General features: G+C 65.2%; 15 protein-coding genes. 13 read left to right on the forward strand and 2 right to left on the reverse strand.

Features of this window, described 5'->3' with window-relative positions; genetic code table 11:
* From rpsR to ACJRPG_RS03945, 10 genes are all read left to right on the forward strand, one after another.
* Entirely contained in the window at nt 1-291 is a 291-nt protein-coding gene (gene rpsR / locus ACJRPG_RS03900; RefSeq protein ID WP_019922639.1) for a 30S ribosomal protein S18, read from the forward strand.
* 30 nt (nt 292-321) lie between these two features.
* On the forward strand, nt 322-774 hold the full coding sequence (gene rplI, locus ACJRPG_RS03905; protein ID WP_407998742.1) for a 50S ribosomal protein L9: 453 nt from the start codon (nt 322-324) through the stop codon (nt 772-774).
* An 89-nt stretch (nt 775-863) separates the two neighbouring features.
* Nucleotides 864-2,264, forward strand: a complete 1,401-nt coding sequence (locus tag ACJRPG_RS03910) for a replicative DNA helicase (protein WP_407998743.1) — start codon at nt 864-866, stop codon at nt 2,262-2,264.
* A 38-nt stretch (nt 2,265-2,302) separates the two neighbouring features.
* Entirely contained in the window at nt 2,303-2,929 is a 627-nt protein-coding gene (locus tag ACJRPG_RS03915) for a DUF47 domain-containing protein (RefSeq protein ID WP_407998744.1), read from the forward strand.
* Between the two features lie 31 nt (nt 2,930-2,960).
* Complete coding sequence (locus ACJRPG_RS03920) at nt 2,961-3,971, forward strand: inorganic phosphate transporter (RefSeq protein WP_407998745.1); 1,011 nt, start codon at nt 2,961-2,963, stop codon at nt 3,969-3,971.
* A 98-nt stretch (nt 3,972-4,069) separates the two neighbouring features.
* Nucleotides 4,070-5,056, forward strand: a complete 987-nt coding sequence (locus ACJRPG_RS03925; protein ID WP_407998746.1) for a bile acid:sodium symporter family protein — start codon at nt 4,070-4,072, stop codon at nt 5,054-5,056.
* Nucleotides 5,057-5,219: 163 nt separating this feature from the next.
* Nucleotides 5,220-5,738, forward strand: a complete 519-nt coding sequence (locus tag ACJRPG_RS03930) for a hypothetical protein (protein ID WP_407998747.1) — start codon at nt 5,220-5,222, stop codon at nt 5,736-5,738.
* 39 nt (nt 5,739-5,777) lie between these two features.
* The gene (locus tag ACJRPG_RS03935; RefSeq protein WP_407998748.1) at nt 5,778-6,344 is read left to right on the forward strand and encodes a helix-turn-helix domain-containing protein; all 567 of its coding nucleotides are present in this window, start codon (nt 5,778-5,780) and stop codon (nt 6,342-6,344) included.
* The gene (locus ACJRPG_RS03940; protein WP_407998749.1) at nt 6,332-6,853 is read left to right on the forward strand and encodes a GNAT family N-acetyltransferase; all 522 of its coding nucleotides are present in this window, start codon (nt 6,332-6,334) and stop codon (nt 6,851-6,853) included. Before ACJRPG_RS03935 ends, ACJRPG_RS03940 begins: the two co-directional genes overlap by 13 nt.
* Nucleotides 6,850-7,305 (forward strand): GNAT family N-acetyltransferase, encoded by a 456-nt coding sequence (locus ACJRPG_RS03945; protein ID WP_407998750.1) that lies wholly within the window; start codon nt 6,850-6,852, stop codon nt 7,303-7,305. Before ACJRPG_RS03940 ends, ACJRPG_RS03945 begins: the two co-directional genes overlap by 4 nt.
* Here ACJRPG_RS03945 and ACJRPG_RS03950 read toward each other — a convergent pair.
* Nucleotides 7,298-9,622 (reverse strand): GspE/PulE family protein, encoded by a 2,325-nt coding sequence (locus ACJRPG_RS03950; RefSeq protein WP_407998751.1) that lies wholly within the window; start codon nt 9,620-9,622, stop codon nt 7,298-7,300. The two genes, ACJRPG_RS03945 and ACJRPG_RS03950, sit on opposite strands and share 8 nt — an antisense overlap.
* Before the next feature lie 7 nt (nt 9,623-9,629).
* A complete protein-coding gene (locus ACJRPG_RS03955; protein ID WP_407998752.1) occupies nt 9,630-10,523 on the reverse strand; it encodes an MBL fold metallo-hydrolase in 894 nt (297 codons plus the stop codon).
* 249 nt (nt 10,524-10,772) lie between these two features.
* Between ACJRPG_RS03955 and ACJRPG_RS03960 the strand changes: the two genes are divergently transcribed.
* The 3 genes from ACJRPG_RS03960 to ACJRPG_RS03970 all read left to right on the forward strand — a co-directional run bounded on the left by ACJRPG_RS03960 (nt 10,773) and on the right by ACJRPG_RS03970 (nt 16,618).
* Nucleotides 10,773-12,389: an HD domain-containing phosphohydrolase gene (locus ACJRPG_RS03960; protein ID WP_407998753.1), complete on the forward strand. Its 1,617-nt coding sequence runs from the start codon at nt 10,773-10,775 to the stop codon at nt 12,387-12,389.
* An 18-nt stretch (nt 12,390-12,407) separates the two neighbouring features.
* Nucleotides 12,408-14,696 (forward strand): CHASE2 domain-containing protein, encoded by a 2,289-nt coding sequence (locus ACJRPG_RS03965; RefSeq protein WP_510183101.1) that lies wholly within the window; start codon nt 12,408-12,410, stop codon nt 14,694-14,696.
* A 344-nt stretch (nt 14,697-15,040) separates the two neighbouring features.
* The gene (locus ACJRPG_RS03970; RefSeq protein ID WP_407998754.1) at nt 15,041-16,618 is read left to right on the forward strand and encodes a ShlB/FhaC/HecB family hemolysin secretion/activation protein; all 1,578 of its coding nucleotides are present in this window, start codon (nt 15,041-15,043) and stop codon (nt 16,616-16,618) included.

The raw sequence follows: 16,618 nt of genomic DNA on the forward strand, positions 1-16,618 counted from the left end.
ATGGCATTCGGTAAAAAGTTCGACAAAAACAAGCTCAAGCTGAAAGAGAAGCGCAAACAGCAAAACCCTCTGTTCAAGCGCAAGAAGTTCTGCCGCTTCACCGCCGCCGGCGTGGAACAGGTGGACTACAAAGACGTGGACACCCTGAAGGACTTCGTCCAGGAAAACGGCAAGATCATGCCGGCCCGCCTGACCGGCACCAAGGCGCACTACCAGCGCCAGGTTGACACCGCGATCAAGCGCGCCCGCTATCTGGCCCTGCTGCCTTACACCGATCTGCACCACGCTTAATCGCGCCGCTGATCAATCCTGGAGAACACTATGCAAATCATTCTGTTGGAAAAAGTTATCAACGTCGGCAACCTGGGCGACGTGGTGAAAGTCAAGGACGGTTACGCCCGTAACTTCCTGATCCCGCAAAAACTGGCGCGCCGCGCCACCACCGCGGCCGTGGCCGAATTCGAAGCCAAGCGCGCCGAACTGGAAAAAGCCGCTGCCGCCAAGCTGGCAGCGGCCCAGGCACAAGGCGACAAGCTGAACGGAATGACCGTCACCGTGGCCCAGAAGGCCGGCGTGGATGGCCGCCTGTTCGGTTCCGTGACCAACTTCGACATCGCTGAAGCGCTGACCAAGGCCGGTTTCGCTGTGGAAAAAGCGGCCGTGCGCATGCCGACCGGCCCGCTGAAGACCACCGGCGAGCACCCGGTGTCCGTGGCCCTGCACACCGATGTGGTGGTCGAAGTGACCGTCGCCGTGGTGGGCGAAGCGGCCTAAGCTGCACGCTGCCGCAGCACCAGAAAAGCCGGGGCAACCCGGCTTTTTTATCGCCTGAAATTTTTTGACCGCCGCCCGAAGCAGGTATAATGCGCGCCATGAACGCCGCCGCCCCGTCCGACCCGCAAGTCGACTCCCTCCGCATCCCGCCGCACTCCATCGAAGCCGAGCAATCGGTGATCGGCGGCCTGCTGCGCGATAACGCCGCCTGGGACCGCATCGCGGACTTCATGCACGCGGAGGACTTCTACCGTTACGACCACCGCATCATCTTCGAACAGATGGTGCGCCTGATCAATGCCGGCAAGCCGGCCGACGTCATCACCGTGTTTGAAACGCTCACCATGCTGGGCAAGGCGGAAGAGGTGGGCGGCCTGCAGTACCTGAACGCGATGGCGCAGAACACGCCGTCCGCCGCCAATATCCGGCGCTATGCCGAGATCGTGCGCGACCGCGGCGTGCTGCGCAAGCTGATCACGGTGGCCGACGAGATTTCCGGCAATGCCTTCAGCCCCCAGGGCAAGGAGGTCAAGCAGATGCTGGACGAGGCGGAATCGAAGATCTTCGCCATCGCCGAGCAGGGCGCGCGCGGCGCCTCCGGCTGGACCGCCGTGCAGCCGCTCTTGACCCAGGTGGTGGAGCGCATCGACGAGCTGTATTCGCGCGACAGCGGCAGCGAGATCACCGGCGTGCCGACCGGCTTCATCGACCTTGACCGCATGACCTCCGGCCTGCAGCCGGGCGACCTGGTCATCGTGGCGGGACGCCCCTCGATGGGCAAGACCGCCTTCTCCGTCAATATCGGCGAGAACGTGGCGATCGAGGCCGGCCTGCCGGTGGCCGTGTTCTCGATGGAGATGGGCGGCGCCCAGCTGGCCATGCGTATGCTGGGCTCGGTCGGCCAGCTCGACCAGCACCGCCTGCGGACCGGCAAGCTGAACGACGAGGACTGGCCGCGCCTGACGCATGCCATCCAGAAAATGAACGAGGCCCAGCTCTATATCGACGAGACGCCGGCCCTCAATCCGATCGAGATGCGGGCCCGCGCGCGCCGCCTGGCGCGCCAGTGCGGCAAGCTCGGGCTCATCATCGTCGACTACCTGCAGCTGATGCAGGGCTCGCAGCCGGGCGACAACCGCGCCGCCGAGATCTCGGAGATCTCGCGTTCGCTGAAGGGCCTGGCGAAGGAACTGCACTGCCCGGTCATCGCGCTGTCGCAGCTGAACCGCTCGCTGGAGCAGCGCCCGAACAAACGGCCCGTGATGTCCGACCTGCGCGAATCCGGCGCAATCGAGCAGGACGCGGACGTCATCATCTTCCTCTACCGCGACGAGGTGTACAACCCCGATTCGCCGGACAAGGGAACCGCCGAGATCATTATCGGCAAGCAGCGTAATGGCCCGATCGGCGCGATCCGTCTGACGTGGATGGGCATGTACACCAAGTTTGGCAACTACACGGGTAATCTGTCGATTTACCAGGGCGATTAATTCCGGCAGTACCGACGAATCAACCAACGGAGAATAAAATGTTTGGACGCTTGATGCCCACCGAGGGCAAGTTCTTTGACCTGTTCAACCAGCACGCCGACCTGTGCGTGAAAGGCGCGCGCGAGATGCTGGGCCTGATGACCAGCTTCGACGACCTGGAAAACCGCGTGCACGCGATCGAGAGCATCGAGAAGCAGGCTGACAAGATTACCTATACCTGCGTCGACCTGCTGCACAAGACCTTCATCACCCCGATCGACCGCGACGACATCCACAAGCTGATCACCAAGATGGACGACATCCTGGACATGATGGAAGACGCCGGCCAGACCGTGTCGCTGTACGACCTGCATTCGGTAACGCCGGAAGCCAAGCGCCTGGCCGAACTGGTGCTGGCCTGCTGCGAGAAGGTCAAGGAAGCGGTGGCCCTGCTGTCGAACATGAACAATGCGCGCGACATCGTCGGCATCTGCGAAGAGATCGACCGCCTGGAATCGGACGCCGACCATGTGATGCGCGCCGCCATGTCCAAGCTGTTCCGCGACGAGCCGGACGTGCGCAACCTGATCAAGATGAAGGCCATCTACGAGATCCTGGAAACGGTGACGGACCGCTGCGAAGACGTGGCCAACATCATCGAAGGCATCATCGTCGAAAACGCGTAAGCAGCGCGGCGAAACCAAAAAAATATAATCTATGCAGACCCTCCAAATCAGCATCTATGCCCTGGCAGCACTGATCTTCCTCGCGCTGGTGTTTGACTTCATGAACGGCTTCCACGACGCGGCCAACGCGATCGCGACGGTCGTTTCGACCGGCGTGCTGAAGCCGCAATCGGCAGTGGCCATGGCGGCCTTCTTCAACTTCATCGCCATCTTCATCGTCGGCCTGAAAGTGGCCACCACCATCGGCAAGGGCACCATCGACCCCAATGTGGTGGACCACTACGTGATCTTCGGCGCCCTGGTGGGCGCCATCGTGTGGAACCTGATCACCTGGTACTACGGCATTCCCTCGTCCTCCTCGCACGCCCTGATCGGCGGCCTGGTGGGCGCTGCGGTAGCGAAAGCGGGCACTGGCGCGCTGATCGCGGCCGGCCTGTGGAAGACCGTCATCTTCATCGTGGTGGCGCCGCTGCTGGGCTTCGCGCTCGGCTCCGTGATCATGCTGCTGGTGTCCTGGATCTTCGTGCGCAGCACGCCGCGCAAGATCGACGGCTGGTTCCGCCGCCTGCAGCTGGCCTCGGCCGCCGCCTACTCGCTGGGCCACGGCGGCAACGACGCGCAGAAAACCATGGGCATCATCTGGATGCTGCTGATCGCCTCCGGCCACGTGGCCGCCACCGACGCGGCGCCGCCGACCTGGGTCATCGTGGCCTGCTACGCGGCGATTTCCTTCGGCACCCTGTTCGGCGGCTGGCGCATCGTGAAGACCATGGGCCAGAAGATCACCAAGCTGAAACCGGTGGGCGGCTTCTGCGCCGAAACCGGCGGCGCCATCACGCTGCTGATGGCCTCCTTCTGGGGCGTGCCGGTATCGACCACCCACACCATCACCGGCGCCATCGTCGGCGTGGGCGCCTCGCAGCGCCTGTCCGCCGTGCGCTGGGGCGTGGCGGGCAATATCGTGTGGGCCTGGATCTTCACCATTCCGGCCTCCGCCTTCGTGGCCGCCATCGGCTGGTGGATTGGCACCCACATCATGTAAGCGCCGCGCGCGGCATGCAGAAAAGGGAGCTTCGGCTCCCTTTTTTATTTGCCGAAAAATAGGGACAGACCCCAATTACTCCCTGCTAGAATGGCCTGATGAACTTCCTGCTCCGAACCGTAAAGCGCGTGATACCGGATGGTTTCACGCTGGCCCTGATACTGACCGTTGCGCTGGCGAGCGTGCTGCCCTGCGAGGGCAAGGCGGCCGATGTGATGGGCGACATCACCACCTTCGCCATCGGCCTGCTGTTCTTCTTCCACGGCGCCAAGCTGTCGCGCGAGGCCGTGATTGCGGGGCTGACGCACTGGCGCCTGCACCTGCTGGTGCTGTGCCTGACCTTCGTGCTGTTCCCCGTGCTGGGCATCGCCATGAAGCCGCTGGCCATGACGGTGCTGACGCCGGAGCTGTATATCGGCTTCCTCTTCCTGTGCATGCTGCCGTCCACCGTGCAGTCCTCCATCGCCTTCACCTCGATGGCGCGCGGGAACGTGCCGGCCGCCGTGTGCAGCGCCTCGGCCTCCAACTTCCTCGGCATCTTCCTTACGCCGCTGCTGGTCAGCGCCTTCATCGTCAGCGGCGGCCCGGCCGCGCGTTCGCCGATGGACGCGGTGCTCGCGATTACCCTGCAGCTGCTGGCGCCCTTTATCGCGGGGCAGCTCATGCGGCGCTGGATCGGCCATTGGGTGGACCGCCACAGGCCCATGCTCAAATATACCGACCAGGGCTCGATCCTGCTGGTGGTCTATACCGCGTTCAGCGAGGCCGTGGTGGAAGGCCTGTGGCACAAGGTGCCGGGCTTCGCGCTGGCGGGCGTCGTCATCGTGTCCTGCGTGATGCTGGCCATCGTGCTCTGGCTGTCGGGCTGGTTCAGCCGCCGTTTCGGCTTCAACAAGGAAGACGAGATCACCATCATCTTCTGCGGCTCCAAAAAAAGCCTTGCCAGCGGCGTGCCGATGGCCAAGGTGCTGTTCGCCACGTCCTCGCTCGGCATGATCATCCTGCCGCTGATGATCTTCCACCAGATCCAGCTCATGGTCTGCGCCATCCTCGCCCAGCGCTGGGCCAAGCGCGCGGAGCCCTGAGGCGGCAATACAGGGGAGGGGAGTGGGTTCCTGCCCCTTCTGGGAAAACTGGGGAAAATCATGGGGAAAATCGGCGTTTTTGAACTTTTCCCCGCCGGTTCGGTCAAACAGGGAGATTTCTCAAAAAAGACCATCGAAAAGACCAGTTTTCCCGGAGGGCCCCATGACTATCTCCCCACACAGTCTATTCCGGATCACGCGGCATTTGCGTAGCACGAACAGCGCCCTGAGCGTTGAAGAGGCTGTCGATCAGGCTATCCAGGCGTGGCTCGCGGCGGCCGGCGGCACAGCAGCAGGTTTTCACTGGAAGACACTGTTTCTTCCGGAAGGTTCGCGCCTGCGCATCGCTTCGCACCCGGAACATCCCGAAGCCTGCGTTATTGGCAATGAGCTGCTGTGCCAGGGCCACCCGGTTTCGCCGAACCGCTACGTGCAGGCGTGCCCGGGCGGGCACCGCAATGCCTGGGAGCTGATCAGCATTCTGCTGCCGGGTGAGAAGCATTGGAAGCTCGCGGACCTGCTGCGGCGTCCTGCTGCGGCGCCAGGGGACGGGGAGCGCGAACAAATGATCGCCGCGTTGCTGCCGAGGCAGCAGCATCGCTGGGGCGAGCGGCGGGCGTGGAATGTGGGCGGGCGGCGCGAGACGGACAGCATGCCGGAGCCGGTGTTCCTCGATCATTGATGCTTGCGCGTTTCTCTAATGTGAGATATTGTCTCGTATATGGGAAATGGCGATACTTTCGAACTGAGGCTGGTGCAGCGCCTGGCTGCCCTGCGCGAGGAGCGTGGCTGGCCGCTGGAGGAGCTGGCGCAAGCGAGCGGCATCAGCCGTGCAACGCTGTCGCGGCTGGAGCGCGGCGAAACCAGTCCCACCGCGCAGCTGCTCGGCAAGCTGTGCGCCGTGTACGGCATGCCGATGTCGCGCCTGATCGCCGAGGTGGAAGTGCAGCCCGCGCAGCTGATCCGCGCGGCGCAGCAGAACGAGTGGCAGGATCCGGACACGGGCTTCGTGCGCCGCATGGTGTCCCCGCCCGCGAAAGGCTTCAGCACGGAGCTGATCGAAGGCCGCCTGCCGGCCGGCGCGGTGATCGACTACCCGCTGCCACCGGTGCGCGGCCTGGAGCAGCACATCTGGATGCTGAGCGGTGTCCTCAACTACACGCTGGACGGCGTGGAGCACCGCTTGCAGAAGGGCGACTGCCTGCGCTTCCACCTGTTCGGCCCCACCCGTTTCCACTGTCCCGGCCCGCACGGCGCCCACTACCTGATAGCGATATGCGCACCTTGAACGAACTTGATGCGGCCGGCCTGCGCGCCGAAGCCGATGCGCTGGCCGAGGTGCTGCGCGACTGCGTGCTGAATGGCGCCAGCGTCGGCTTCGTGCTGCCGTTCCCGCACGAAGAAGCGCGCGCCTTCTGGCTTGGCCTGCTGCCTTCGCTGGAGCGCCGCGAGCGCAGGTTGTTCGTCATGCGCGACGGGGAGGGCGCCATCTGCGGCACGGCGCAGCTGGTGCTGGGCGGCATGCCGAACGGCCGCCACCGCGCCGAGATCGCGAAGATGCTGGTGCATTCGCGCGCGCGGCGCCAGGGCGTGGCGCAGGCCCTGCTGCGGCATGCCGAGCAGTGCGCACGCGAGGAGGGCCGCACGCTGATTGTGCTCGACACCTGCACCGGCTACCAGGCCGAGCCCCTGTACCTGAAGCTGGGCTACCAGGTCTGCGGCACGATTCCGGATTTCGCCGCCATGCCGGACGGCACGCTGGGCGCGACCACAGTCATGTACAAGCGGCTGGCATGATCTGCATTGGCGACGAGGATCCCGGCACGGACGATGCCGCGCTGCTGATGCGCGAGCTGTCGGTGGCGCTGGCCCTGATCACCGGCGACAGCGGTGCGGCCTCCTTCAGCGTGGACGATGTGCGCGGCCCCGGCGGCTGTTTCGTGCTGGCGCGCGACGCGGCGGGCCGGCCGCTGGGCTGCGGCGCGCTGCGCCCGCTGCAGCCGGGTGTGGCGGAACTGAAACGCATGTATGCGCGTCCTGAAACACAGGGGGTGGGCGGCGCCCTGCTGGCCCACCTGGAGCGGCGTGCAACCGCCATGGGCTATCGCGAACTGTGGCTGGAAACGCGGTTGGTGAACGTGCGCGCGACGCAGTTCTACCTGCGCCACGGCTACCGCCGCATCGATAATTTCGGCAAATACGCCGGCCGGGCGGCGGCGGGCTGCTACGCGAAAGCGCTGCTTACTTGATGCAGACCATGCGCACCATCCTGATGTCGGTGATGCCCAGCAGGACCTTCTCGATGCCGTCCATCTTCAGGGTCAGCATGCCGTCTTCCAGCGCGGCGGCCAGCAGCTGGGCCACGCGGGCGTGCTCCTGCAGCAGCTTCTTGACCTTTTCGGTGCCCACCATCAGTTCGTGCAGGCCCACGCGGCCGCGGTAGCCCTTGTTGCATTCCTCGCAGCCCACCGCGCGGTACAGGGTGAAGCGGCCCTGTTCGTCCGCATAGCGCTCGCGCCAGCCGGCCAGCACCGCCGCGCGCGCGGCCGTTTCGTCGCGCTGGAAGGCGGGCGTGTGGCGCAGCTCCTCGCAGAATTCCGTCAGCAGCGCGTTCAGCTCCGCCTCGGCCGGCTGGTAGGCCTGGCGGCAGCTGGTGCACAGGCGCTTGGCCAGGCGCTGCGCCAGGATGCCGAGCAGGGCGTCGGCGAAGTTGAACGGGTCCATGCCCATGTCCAGCAGGCGCACGATGGATTCCGGCGCGCTGTTGGTGTGCAGGGTGGCGAAGACCAGGTGGCCGGTGAGCGAGGCCTCGATGCCCATCGCCACCGTCTCCTTGTCGCGCATTTCGCCCACCATGATGATGTCCGGATCGGCGCGCAGGAAGGCGCGCATCACGGTCGCGAAGTCCAGCCCGGCCTTGCGGTTGACCTGCACCTGGCGCAGGCCTTTCTGCGTGATCTCGACCGGGTCTTCCGCGGTCCAGATCTTGGTGTCCGGCCTGTTCAGGTAGTTCAGCACCGAGTGCAGCGTGGTGGTCTTGCCCGAGCCCGTGGGGCCGCAGACGAAGAACAGGCCGTAAGGCTTTTCCACCGTCGCGCGCAGGCGCTCCAGGTTCGCCGGCAGCACGCCCAGCTTGTCGAGCGGGATCGGCTCGCCTGCCGCCAGGATGCGCATCACCACGTCTTCCACGCCGCCGGTGGACGGGATGGTGGCCACGCGCAGCTCGATATCGAGCGGCCCGTACTTGCGGAACTTGATCTTGCCGTCCTGCGGCTTGCGGCGCTCGGAGATATCGAGGTCGCACATGATCTTGATGCGCGCTACCAGCGCGCTGCGGTAGGAGGCCGGAATCTCGATATAGGGCACCAGGGTGCCGTCCTTGCGGAAGCGCACGCCGGTCTTGCCCTTGCCGGGCAGCGGCTCGATGTGGATGTCGGACACGCCCTGGCGGTGGGCGTCGACGATGATCTTGTTGACCAGCTTGACCAGTTCGTTCTCCACCGCCTCCGACACATGGTCCGGCGCCTCGCCGTCCTCCTCGCCATCGTCCATGCCCGACAGCAGCTCGCCCACGCTGGCCGTATCGCCGGCCGCCGCGCCGTAGAACTGGTCCAGCGTCAGTTCGAACTCGCGCAGCGTGGTCACGCGGTACAGCAGCTTCGCTTTCGGGAAGATCTGGCTCACCAGGCGCGCACTGGCCGCCGCCTCCGGGTCCAGCGCCAGCACCACCAGGCCTTCCTTCGTATCGTCCAGCGGCAGCCAGCCGTACTCCTCGACGAACTGGCGCTTCAGGTTGCGCAGCAGCTCCACCGGCTTCACGCGGTCGGCGCGGAAGGGTTCATAGGGCACGCCGTAAAAGCGCGCCAGCGCCTGGCCGATGGCGGGCAGCTTGATCTGGAAATCGTCCAGCAGCACGCTCTCCACGTCCACGTCCTTCTTGCGCGCCGAGCGCATGGCCAGCTCCAGTTCGGGCGCCGCCAGCACCGCGTCTTCCACCAGGCCCTCGTATTTGCTGTGCACGCGCTGCGGCGGTTTCATGCGCTGGCTGAAGGCCACCGACAGCGTCTCGCACAGCTCGCGCACGCCGTCCAGCGCAATCGCCGTAAACGGCTGGTGGTTGCGCGTGTTGATGAACTGGACCACGCCCAGCATTTCCTTGGACTGCACCGACACCAGCGGCGCCACCAGCATCTGGCGCGTGCGGTAGCCGGTGCGCTGGTCCACGCCCTGCTGGAAGCGCAGCTCCGGCGAAATGCGGCGCAGTTCCTGCTCGTCGTAGACGTCGGCGATATTCAGCACCTGGCGGTTCAGCGCCACGAAGCCGGCAATGCTCTGCGGCGTGACCGGCAGGCGCAGGTCCTTGAAGGAGGTCAGGCCGGTCTTGACCTTGGACACGATCTGGTCCTGGTCCACCGCGTACAGCGTGAAGCGCTCGCACTGGAACAGGTCGCAGAACTCCATGCCCAGGTCCAGCATGATCTCATCGAGCTTGCTGGTGGCGTGGATTTTGGTGCTGACCGCTTGCAGCTTGCGGAAGAAATCAAGGCGCAGGTCGGTATCGTTCATGAGGGCTTTACAGTTCGACTTCCAGGCCTTCGTACGCCAAGATGACCTGCAGGCCGGCGGGCAGCGGCGCGTGGCGCGCCATGACCTCGGCAAACACGGCTTCCAGCTCGTCGTCGCTGCGGGTCGGTTCGTGGTGGGTGCAGTACAGCTGCCTGACGCCGCAGCGCACCGCCATCGCCAGCGCGCTGTCGAAGGTGCCGTGGCCCCAGCCCACCTTGGCCGGGTATTCCTCGCGCGTGTAGGAGCTGTCCACGATCAGCGCATCGACGCCGCGCACCAGCTCGTCGATGGCGGCCGTGCGCTGCGCCACATGCTGCTCGAAGGCGGCGTGCTCCGGATGGCCGGCCGGGTAGATATTGAACAGGGGCTCATGGTCGCCGGTGAAGAACACCGACTTGCCGCGGCAGTCGATGCGGTAGCCCAGGTCCGTCACCGGATGGCTCATCACCACATTGCGCACCACGGCGTCGCCCACCTCCACCGCCTCGCCGACGGCGATGGTGCGGTATTCGATGGTGGCGTCCATCTGGGTTTCGCTGACCGGGAAATAGCTGTTCTGCAGCTGCACCCCCATCACGTGCGCGATGCCGTTGCCGGTATCGGGATCGGTCACGCCGTGCAGGCGCACGCGCGAGCCCTTGATGAACAGCGGCGTGAAGAAGGGCAGGCCGTGGATATGGTCCCAGTGCGAGTGCGTGATGAAGATATTGGCGTGGATGGGGCGCTGGCCGGAAGCCACCAGCGACTGGGCCAGCGGGAACAGGCCGGTGCCGCCATCGAGCACGATCAGGGTGCCGTCGTCGCTGCGCACTTCGATGCAGGTGGTGTTGCCGCCGTAGCGCACGGTGCGCGGGCCGGGGGAGGGAATCGATCCGCGCACGCCCCAGAATTTGAATTTCATTTGCTCAGACCCCTAGTCAGCCTCATCTTATGTTGCCTCAGCGCATCAAAGTACGTCCGGACAATTGTATCCAGCGATGATAGCTGTTTTTTCATCATTTCTGAGCGCGAAGTTGCGATTTCGGCGCATTGTAGCCCTGCCGCCGCGGCAAAACTGCACTGTTTTGTATTTCCGGATGTACACAAGCAGTGAGTCCCGTTACACTTTCAAAATTATGTATAAGCATCAACAGATGCGGAAGCGATCGCCATGCAGGAACTCAACCACGCCCAAATCGCGCAGCGGCTGGACCAGCTCACGGAACTGAGCGTCGCGCTGGGCTCCAGCCACAACACCGAGCTGCTGCTGGAGCGCATCCTGCTGGTGGCCAAGGGCATGACGCATGCCGACGGCGGCACCCTGTACCGCCCCAGCGAGGACCGGCGCAGCCTCAGTTTTGCGCTCAGCATCAACGACACGCTGGGCATCCACCTGGGCGGCTCCAGCGGCAAGCAGGCCAATATCCCGAACGTGCCGCTGTTCGACGAGAGCGGCGCCCAGAACCTGGCCTCGGTGGCGGCCTATGCCGCCAACGTGGGCAAGTCCGTCAATATCGAGGACGTGTACCAGGCCGAGGGCTTCAACTTCCAGGGCATGCGCAACTTCGACGCGCAGTTCAACTACCACTCGCAGTCCTTCCTCACGGTGCCGATGCGCGACCACGAGGGCGAGCTGCTGGGCGTGCTGCAGCTGATCAATGCGAAAGACCCGGCCAGCGGCAGCATCGTCGCCTTCACCCCGACCGACCAGCGCTTCATCGAGGCGCTGGCGGCGCAGGCGGCGGTGGCGCTGACCAACCAGCTCTTGATCCTGCAGCTGGAAAAGCTGCTGGAAGCGCTGGTCAACCTGATCAATATCGGCATCGACGAAAAGTCGCCGTACACCGGCCGCCACTGCCAGTTCGTGCCCGAGCTGACCATGATGCTGGCCGAGGCCGTGCATGAAACGGCGGACGGGCCGATGGCCGATTTCCGCATGACGGACGCCGACCGCAAGGAACTGTGGTTCGCCGGCCTGCTGCACGACTGCGGCAAGATCACCACGCCGGTGCACGTGGTCGACAAGTCGACCAAGCTGCAGACCATCTTCGACCGCATCCACATGGTCGACACCCGCTTCGAAGTGCTGCTGCGCGATGCCGAGATCCGCGCGCTGAAGGCGCAGCTGGCCGGCGCCGACCGCGCCGCCAGCGAGGCCGCGCTGCAGGAAGAACTGGCCCGGCTGCGCGCCGACCGCGACTTCATCCGCAGCGCCAATGTGGGCGGCGAGGGCATGAAGCCGGAAGACCAGGAGCGCGTGCGCCAGATCGCCCAGTACCGCTGGACCAATCCGGACGGCGAGGACGCGCCCTTCCTGAACGACAACGAGCTGGCCAACCTGACCATCCGCTTCGGCACCCTGAACGACGAAGAGCGCAAGATCATCAACAACCACATCGTGGTCACGGTGCGCATGCTCGAATCGCTGCCCTGGCCCAAGCACCTGCAGCGCGTGGCCGAATTCGCCGGCGGCCACCACGAAAGGATGGACGGCAAGGGCTATCCGAAAGGGCTGACGCGCGAGCAGATGTCGGTGCCGGCGCGCGCCATGGCCATTGCCGACATCTTCGAGGCGCTGACCGCGCACGACCGGCCCTACAAGAAGGCCAAGTCGCTGTCCGAGTCGCTGCACATCCTGGGCAACTTCAAGCTCAACGGCCATATCGACCCCGACCTGTTCGACATCTTCATCCGCAAGAAGGTGTATATGCAGTTCGCCACCAAGAACCTCAATCCGGAACAGATCGACGCGGTCGACGAAGCAAAGATTCCGGGCTACGTCCCGTAATTCGCGCCGGAGCCTGCCTTGCCGCTGAAAGCGCCCAAACTCGCCAAAGTCCTCGGCCGCGTGGCCGCCCGCTACGGCGTGCGCTGGCTGGTCGGCCTGGCGCTGACCGCCGTCGCCGCACTGCAGATCACGCACTACCTGCCGATGAACCTGGTGGAGCGCATGGACACCGGCATCGCCGACCTGCGCATGCGCCTCGACAAGCCGGTGCTGGACGAGAACGTCGTCATCGTCGACATCGACACCCGCAGCCTGACCGAAGTGGGGCGCTTCCCCTGGAGCCGCGACAAGGTGGCGCTGCTGGTGCGCCAGCTGACGGAACACTATGGCGTGGCCGGCGTCGGCTTCGACGTCTCCTTCCCCGAACCGGACACCAGCTCCGGCTACGAGGTGCTGCAGGCGCTCGCGCAGAAGCAGCTGAAGGGCGTGCCGGGCCTGGACGGCGAGCTGCAGAAGCTGCAGCCGCAGATGGACTACGACGGCCTGCTGGCCCAGGCCATGCAAGGCCAGGCCGTGGTGCTGGGCTATAACGTGGCGCCGGACGGCGCGCCGAAAGGCGTGCTGCCGCCGCCGGCCTTCACGGTGGACGACCTGAACGGGCGCACCCTGGACGCCTTCGAGTCGAAGAGCTACGAGGCCAATGTGGCGCGCCTGCAGCAGGCGGCGGCCGGCGCCGGCATCTTCTCGGTATCGCCCGACCCGGACGGCGTGGTGCGCAACACGGCCCTGCTGCAGAAGATCGGCCAGGGCTACTACCCCACGCTGTCGCTGGCCACGGTGGCCGCGGCCCTGAACGCGCGCGCCATCGCGCCGATCTGGAGCGGCACGGTGGACACGCTGAGCGAGGCCGAACGCACGAACGGCGGCCTGGACGCCATCGCCCTGTTCCACGAACAGGGCCGCATCGTGATCCCGGTGGGCGCCGGCCTCACCACCACCGTGCAGTTCCGCGGCAGCGGCGGCCCGGAAGGAGGCGCCTTCCGCTACATCCCGGCGGTGGACGTGATGCGCGGCAGCGCGCCGAAAGCCCAGCTGGAAAACAAGATCGTCCTGGTGGGCACCACCGCGGCCGGCCTGAACGACCTGCGGGCCACGCCGGTCAACGCCAACTATCCCGGGGTGGAGATCCACGCCAACGTCATCAAGTCCATCCTCGAGCAGAGCTTCAAGTCGCGCCCCGACTTCGCATTGGCCATCGAATTCGGCCAGACCGTGCTGGCCGGCGTGGTGCTGGCCTTCGCGCTGGCCGCGCTGCCGCCGCTGTGGTCCATCCTGCTGGCGCTGGCCGCGCTGGCCGCCGCCTCGGCCTTCAACTACTACCTGTATACCGAGCTCGATGCCGTCACCAATGTCGCCATCACGCTGCTGCTGATCGCGGCCCTGTTCGTGTTCAACGTGGCCTGGGGCTATTTCTTCGAGGTGCGGCGCGGCCAGGCCCTGGTATCGCGCTTCGGCGAATACGTGGCGCCCGAGCTGGTGGCCGAGATGGCGGAAAACCCCGAACAATACAATATGGACGGCGAAAGCCGCGAGCTGACGGTGATGTTCGTCGACGTGCGCGGCTTCACCACCATTTCCGAAGGCCTGTCGCCGAAGCAGCTGCGCGAATACATCAACCTGTACCTGACGGCCATGTCGGAAGACATCCGCGACAGCCACCGCGGCACGCTGGACAAATACATCGGCGACGCCGTGATGGCGTTCTGGGGCGCGCCCGTGCCCTTCCACGACCACGCCAGCCGCGGCGTGGCCACGGCGCTGCTGATGCAGGCCAGCGCGGCGCGCCTGAACCAGGATTTCCAGCAGCGCGGCTGGCCGGAGCTGAAGATCGGCATCGGCGTCAACAGCGGCATGATGCATGTGGGCGACATGGGCTCGGCGATCCGCCGCGCCTACACCGTGATGGGCGACGCCGTGAACCTGGGCTCGCGCCTGGAAGGCATCACCAAGGCCTACGGCGTGGGCATCGTGGTGGGCGAGACCACGCGCATCGCCGCGCCGGACTTCGTGTACCGCGAGCTGGACCTGGTGCGGGTCAAGGGCAAGAACGAGCCGGTCGCCATCTTCGAGCCGCTGGCGCGCGAAGACGAGGTGGGCGAGGCCGAGCGCGCCGAACTGGCCCTGTGGCACGCCACGCTGGCCCAGGTCCGTTCCCAGCAATGGGACGCGGCCGAAGCCGGCCTGGCCCGGCTGCAGCAGGACCACCCGCGCTACCTGTACGGCCTGTACCAGGAGCGCATCGCCTGGTACCGCGCCCACCCTCCCGGCGCCGACTGGGACGGCGTCACCACCTTCGAAACCAAATAGTTGCTTAAAAAATGGGGACAGACCCGGATTTTGGAAATCCGGGTCTGTCCCCATTTTTCTGTCCCCATTTTTCATTCGGGAATGACGGTTGCTACAAATTTGCGACAAATATCCCGACTTTCTGGGAAGAAATGCTGGCTGTCTGCCTGTATTCTGGCCTGCATGGGGTAGCCCGACCGCCTTCTGTGTCGTTTTTCGCTGTTTTTCCGTGTGGAACGTCTGAAAACGTTTATTTCCACTACGTAAATGCGGGATAATCGTAGTGCGCCCGACACAGGGTGCGCCAGGCAGCAGTCCTGAGCACAAAAATCGCCCAAAAACTACAACATCCTGAGCCGACACATATGAACCACCGCTTTGCGCGCCTGCTCGCAGGCTCGATCCTTGCCACCGCCGTAGCCGCCGCCTGGGGGCAGGAAGCGGCGCCCGAGGTGATCCGTTTCGAGATCAGCCGCTTCGAGGTCACCGGCAATACCCTGTTGTCCAACGAGAAGGCGCAGCAGGCCGTGGCCCCGTTCGCCGGCAAGGACCGCGACTTCGGCAGCGTGCAGCAGGCGCTGGAAGCGCTGGAAAACGCTTACCGCGACCTGGGCTATTCGGTGGTCAGCGTGGAGCTGCCGGAGCAGGAGCTGGACCGCGGCGTGGTGCAGCTGAAGGTGGTGGAAACCAAAATCGGCAAGGTCAACGTCAAGAACAACAAGTACTTCGACGAGGCCAATGTGCGGCGCGCGCTGCCGGCGCTGCAGCCCGGCCAGACGCCGAACCTGCGCGACATCTCGGCCAGCCTGAAGCTGTCGAATGAAAACCCGGCCAAGCGCGTGGCCATGAAGCTGCAGGGCGGCGAGAAGGACGACGAGGTCGACGCCAACCTGGAAGTGACGGACGACACGCCGTGGAAGGTGACGGCCAATGCCGACAATACCGGCACCAGCACCACCGGCAAGACCCACCTCGGCTTCGTGCTGCAGCACGCCAACCTGTTCGGCCGCGACCACGTGGCCAGCCTGCAGTACAGCACCACGGCCGAGAAGCCGGGCGCGATCAAGGTCTACGGCCTGGGCTACCACATTCCGCTGTACGAGCTGGGCGACTCGCTGGACTTCTTCGCCAGCTACTCGAACGTGGATTCGGGCACGGTCACGGCCGGCATCTTCGACCTCGCCATCAGCGGCAAGGGTGCCGTCTACGGCGGGCGCTATACGCAGAACCTGCGCAAGCAGGGCGACTACGAACACAAGCTGGTCTACGGCCTGGACTACAAGGCCTTCAAGAACAGCATCCTGGTGCTGGGCCAGAACCTGGGCAACGACATCACCGTGCACCCCCTGAGCGTGACTTACCAGGGCAGCCTGGGCTCGGCCACCGGCGAACTGGGCGGCTCGGTCTCGCTGGTGCGCAATGTGCCGGGCGGCTCCAACGGCAAGCAGGAGGACTTCACCCGCACCCGCAGCGGCGCCAAGGACGACTACACGCTGCTGCGCCTGAGCGGCAGCTACAGCCGCGTGCTGCCGGAGGACTGGCAGTTCCGCGCCATCGTCAATGCGCAGTACACCAGCGACGCCCTGATCCCGGGCGAGCAGTACGGCGGCGGCGGCGCCTCCTCGGTGCGCGGCTTTGGCGAACGCGAAATCTCGAACGACTCCGGCATCGGCGGCAACCTGGAGTTGTACACCCCGAACCTGTGCGGCAGCGGAGCCTGGCAGTGCCGCGCACTGGCGTTTTACGACACGGCGTACGTAAAGCGCAACCACGCCCTGCCGGGCGAACTGACCAGTACTTCGATCGCCAGTGCGGGCCTCGGCCTGCGCCTGCTGGTGTCGAGCTACGTGAACCTGCAACTGGACTACGGGCATGTGGTCCGCGAAGGCGCTACCCAGCGCGACGGCGGCAAACTGCACCTGCGGCTTGGCCTTTCTTACTGA

Origin of the sequence: Pseudoduganella rhizocola (assembly GCF_045984285.3) — a bacterium.
Classification (GTDB): Bacteria; Pseudomonadota; Gammaproteobacteria; order Burkholderiales; family Burkholderiaceae_D; genus Rugamonas.

What these genes read in the sequence shown, in the direction of transcription:
- rpsR (WP_019922639.1), top strand. Translation starts at nt 1, where the DNA reads ATGGCATTCGGTAAAAAGTTCGACAAAAACAAGCTCAAGCTGAAAGAG.
- rplI (WP_407998742.1), top strand. Translation starts at nt 322, where the DNA reads ATGCAAATCATTCTGTTGGAAAAAGTTATCAACGTCGGCAACCTGGGC.
- ACJRPG_RS03910 (WP_407998743.1), top strand. Translation starts at nt 864, where the DNA reads ATGCGCGCCATGAACGCCGCCGCCCCGTCCGACCCGCAAGTCGACTCC.
- ACJRPG_RS03915 (WP_407998744.1), top strand. Translation starts at nt 2,303, where the DNA reads ATGTTTGGACGCTTGATGCCCACCGAGGGCAAGTTCTTTGACCTGTTC.
- ACJRPG_RS03920 (WP_407998745.1), top strand. Translation starts at nt 2,961, where the DNA reads ATGCAGACCCTCCAAATCAGCATCTATGCCCTGGCAGCACTGATCTTC.
- ACJRPG_RS03925 (WP_407998746.1), top strand. Translation starts at nt 4,070, where the DNA reads ATGAACTTCCTGCTCCGAACCGTAAAGCGCGTGATACCGGATGGTTTC.
- ACJRPG_RS03930 (WP_407998747.1), top strand. Translation starts at nt 5,220, where the DNA reads ATGACTATCTCCCCACACAGTCTATTCCGGATCACGCGGCATTTGCGT.
- ACJRPG_RS03935 (WP_407998748.1), top strand. Translation starts at nt 5,778, where the DNA reads ATGGGAAATGGCGATACTTTCGAACTGAGGCTGGTGCAGCGCCTGGCT.
- ACJRPG_RS03940 (WP_407998749.1), top strand. Translation starts at nt 6,332, where the DNA reads ATGCGCACCTTGAACGAACTTGATGCGGCCGGCCTGCGCGCCGAAGCC.
- ACJRPG_RS03945 (WP_407998750.1), top strand. Translation starts at nt 6,850, where the DNA reads ATGATCTGCATTGGCGACGAGGATCCCGGCACGGACGATGCCGCGCTG.
- ACJRPG_RS03950 (WP_407998751.1), bottom strand. Translation starts at nt 9,622, where the DNA reads ATGAACGATACCGACCTGCGCCTTGATTTCTTCCGCAAGCTGCAAGCG.
- ACJRPG_RS03955 (WP_407998752.1), bottom strand. Translation starts at nt 10,523, where the DNA reads ATGAAATTCAAATTCTGGGGCGTGCGCGGATCGATTCCCTCCCCCGGC.
- ACJRPG_RS03960 (WP_407998753.1), top strand. Translation starts at nt 10,773, where the DNA reads ATGCAGGAACTCAACCACGCCCAAATCGCGCAGCGGCTGGACCAGCTC.
- ACJRPG_RS03970 (WP_407998754.1), top strand. Translation starts at nt 15,041, where the DNA reads ATGAACCACCGCTTTGCGCGCCTGCTCGCAGGCTCGATCCTTGCCACC.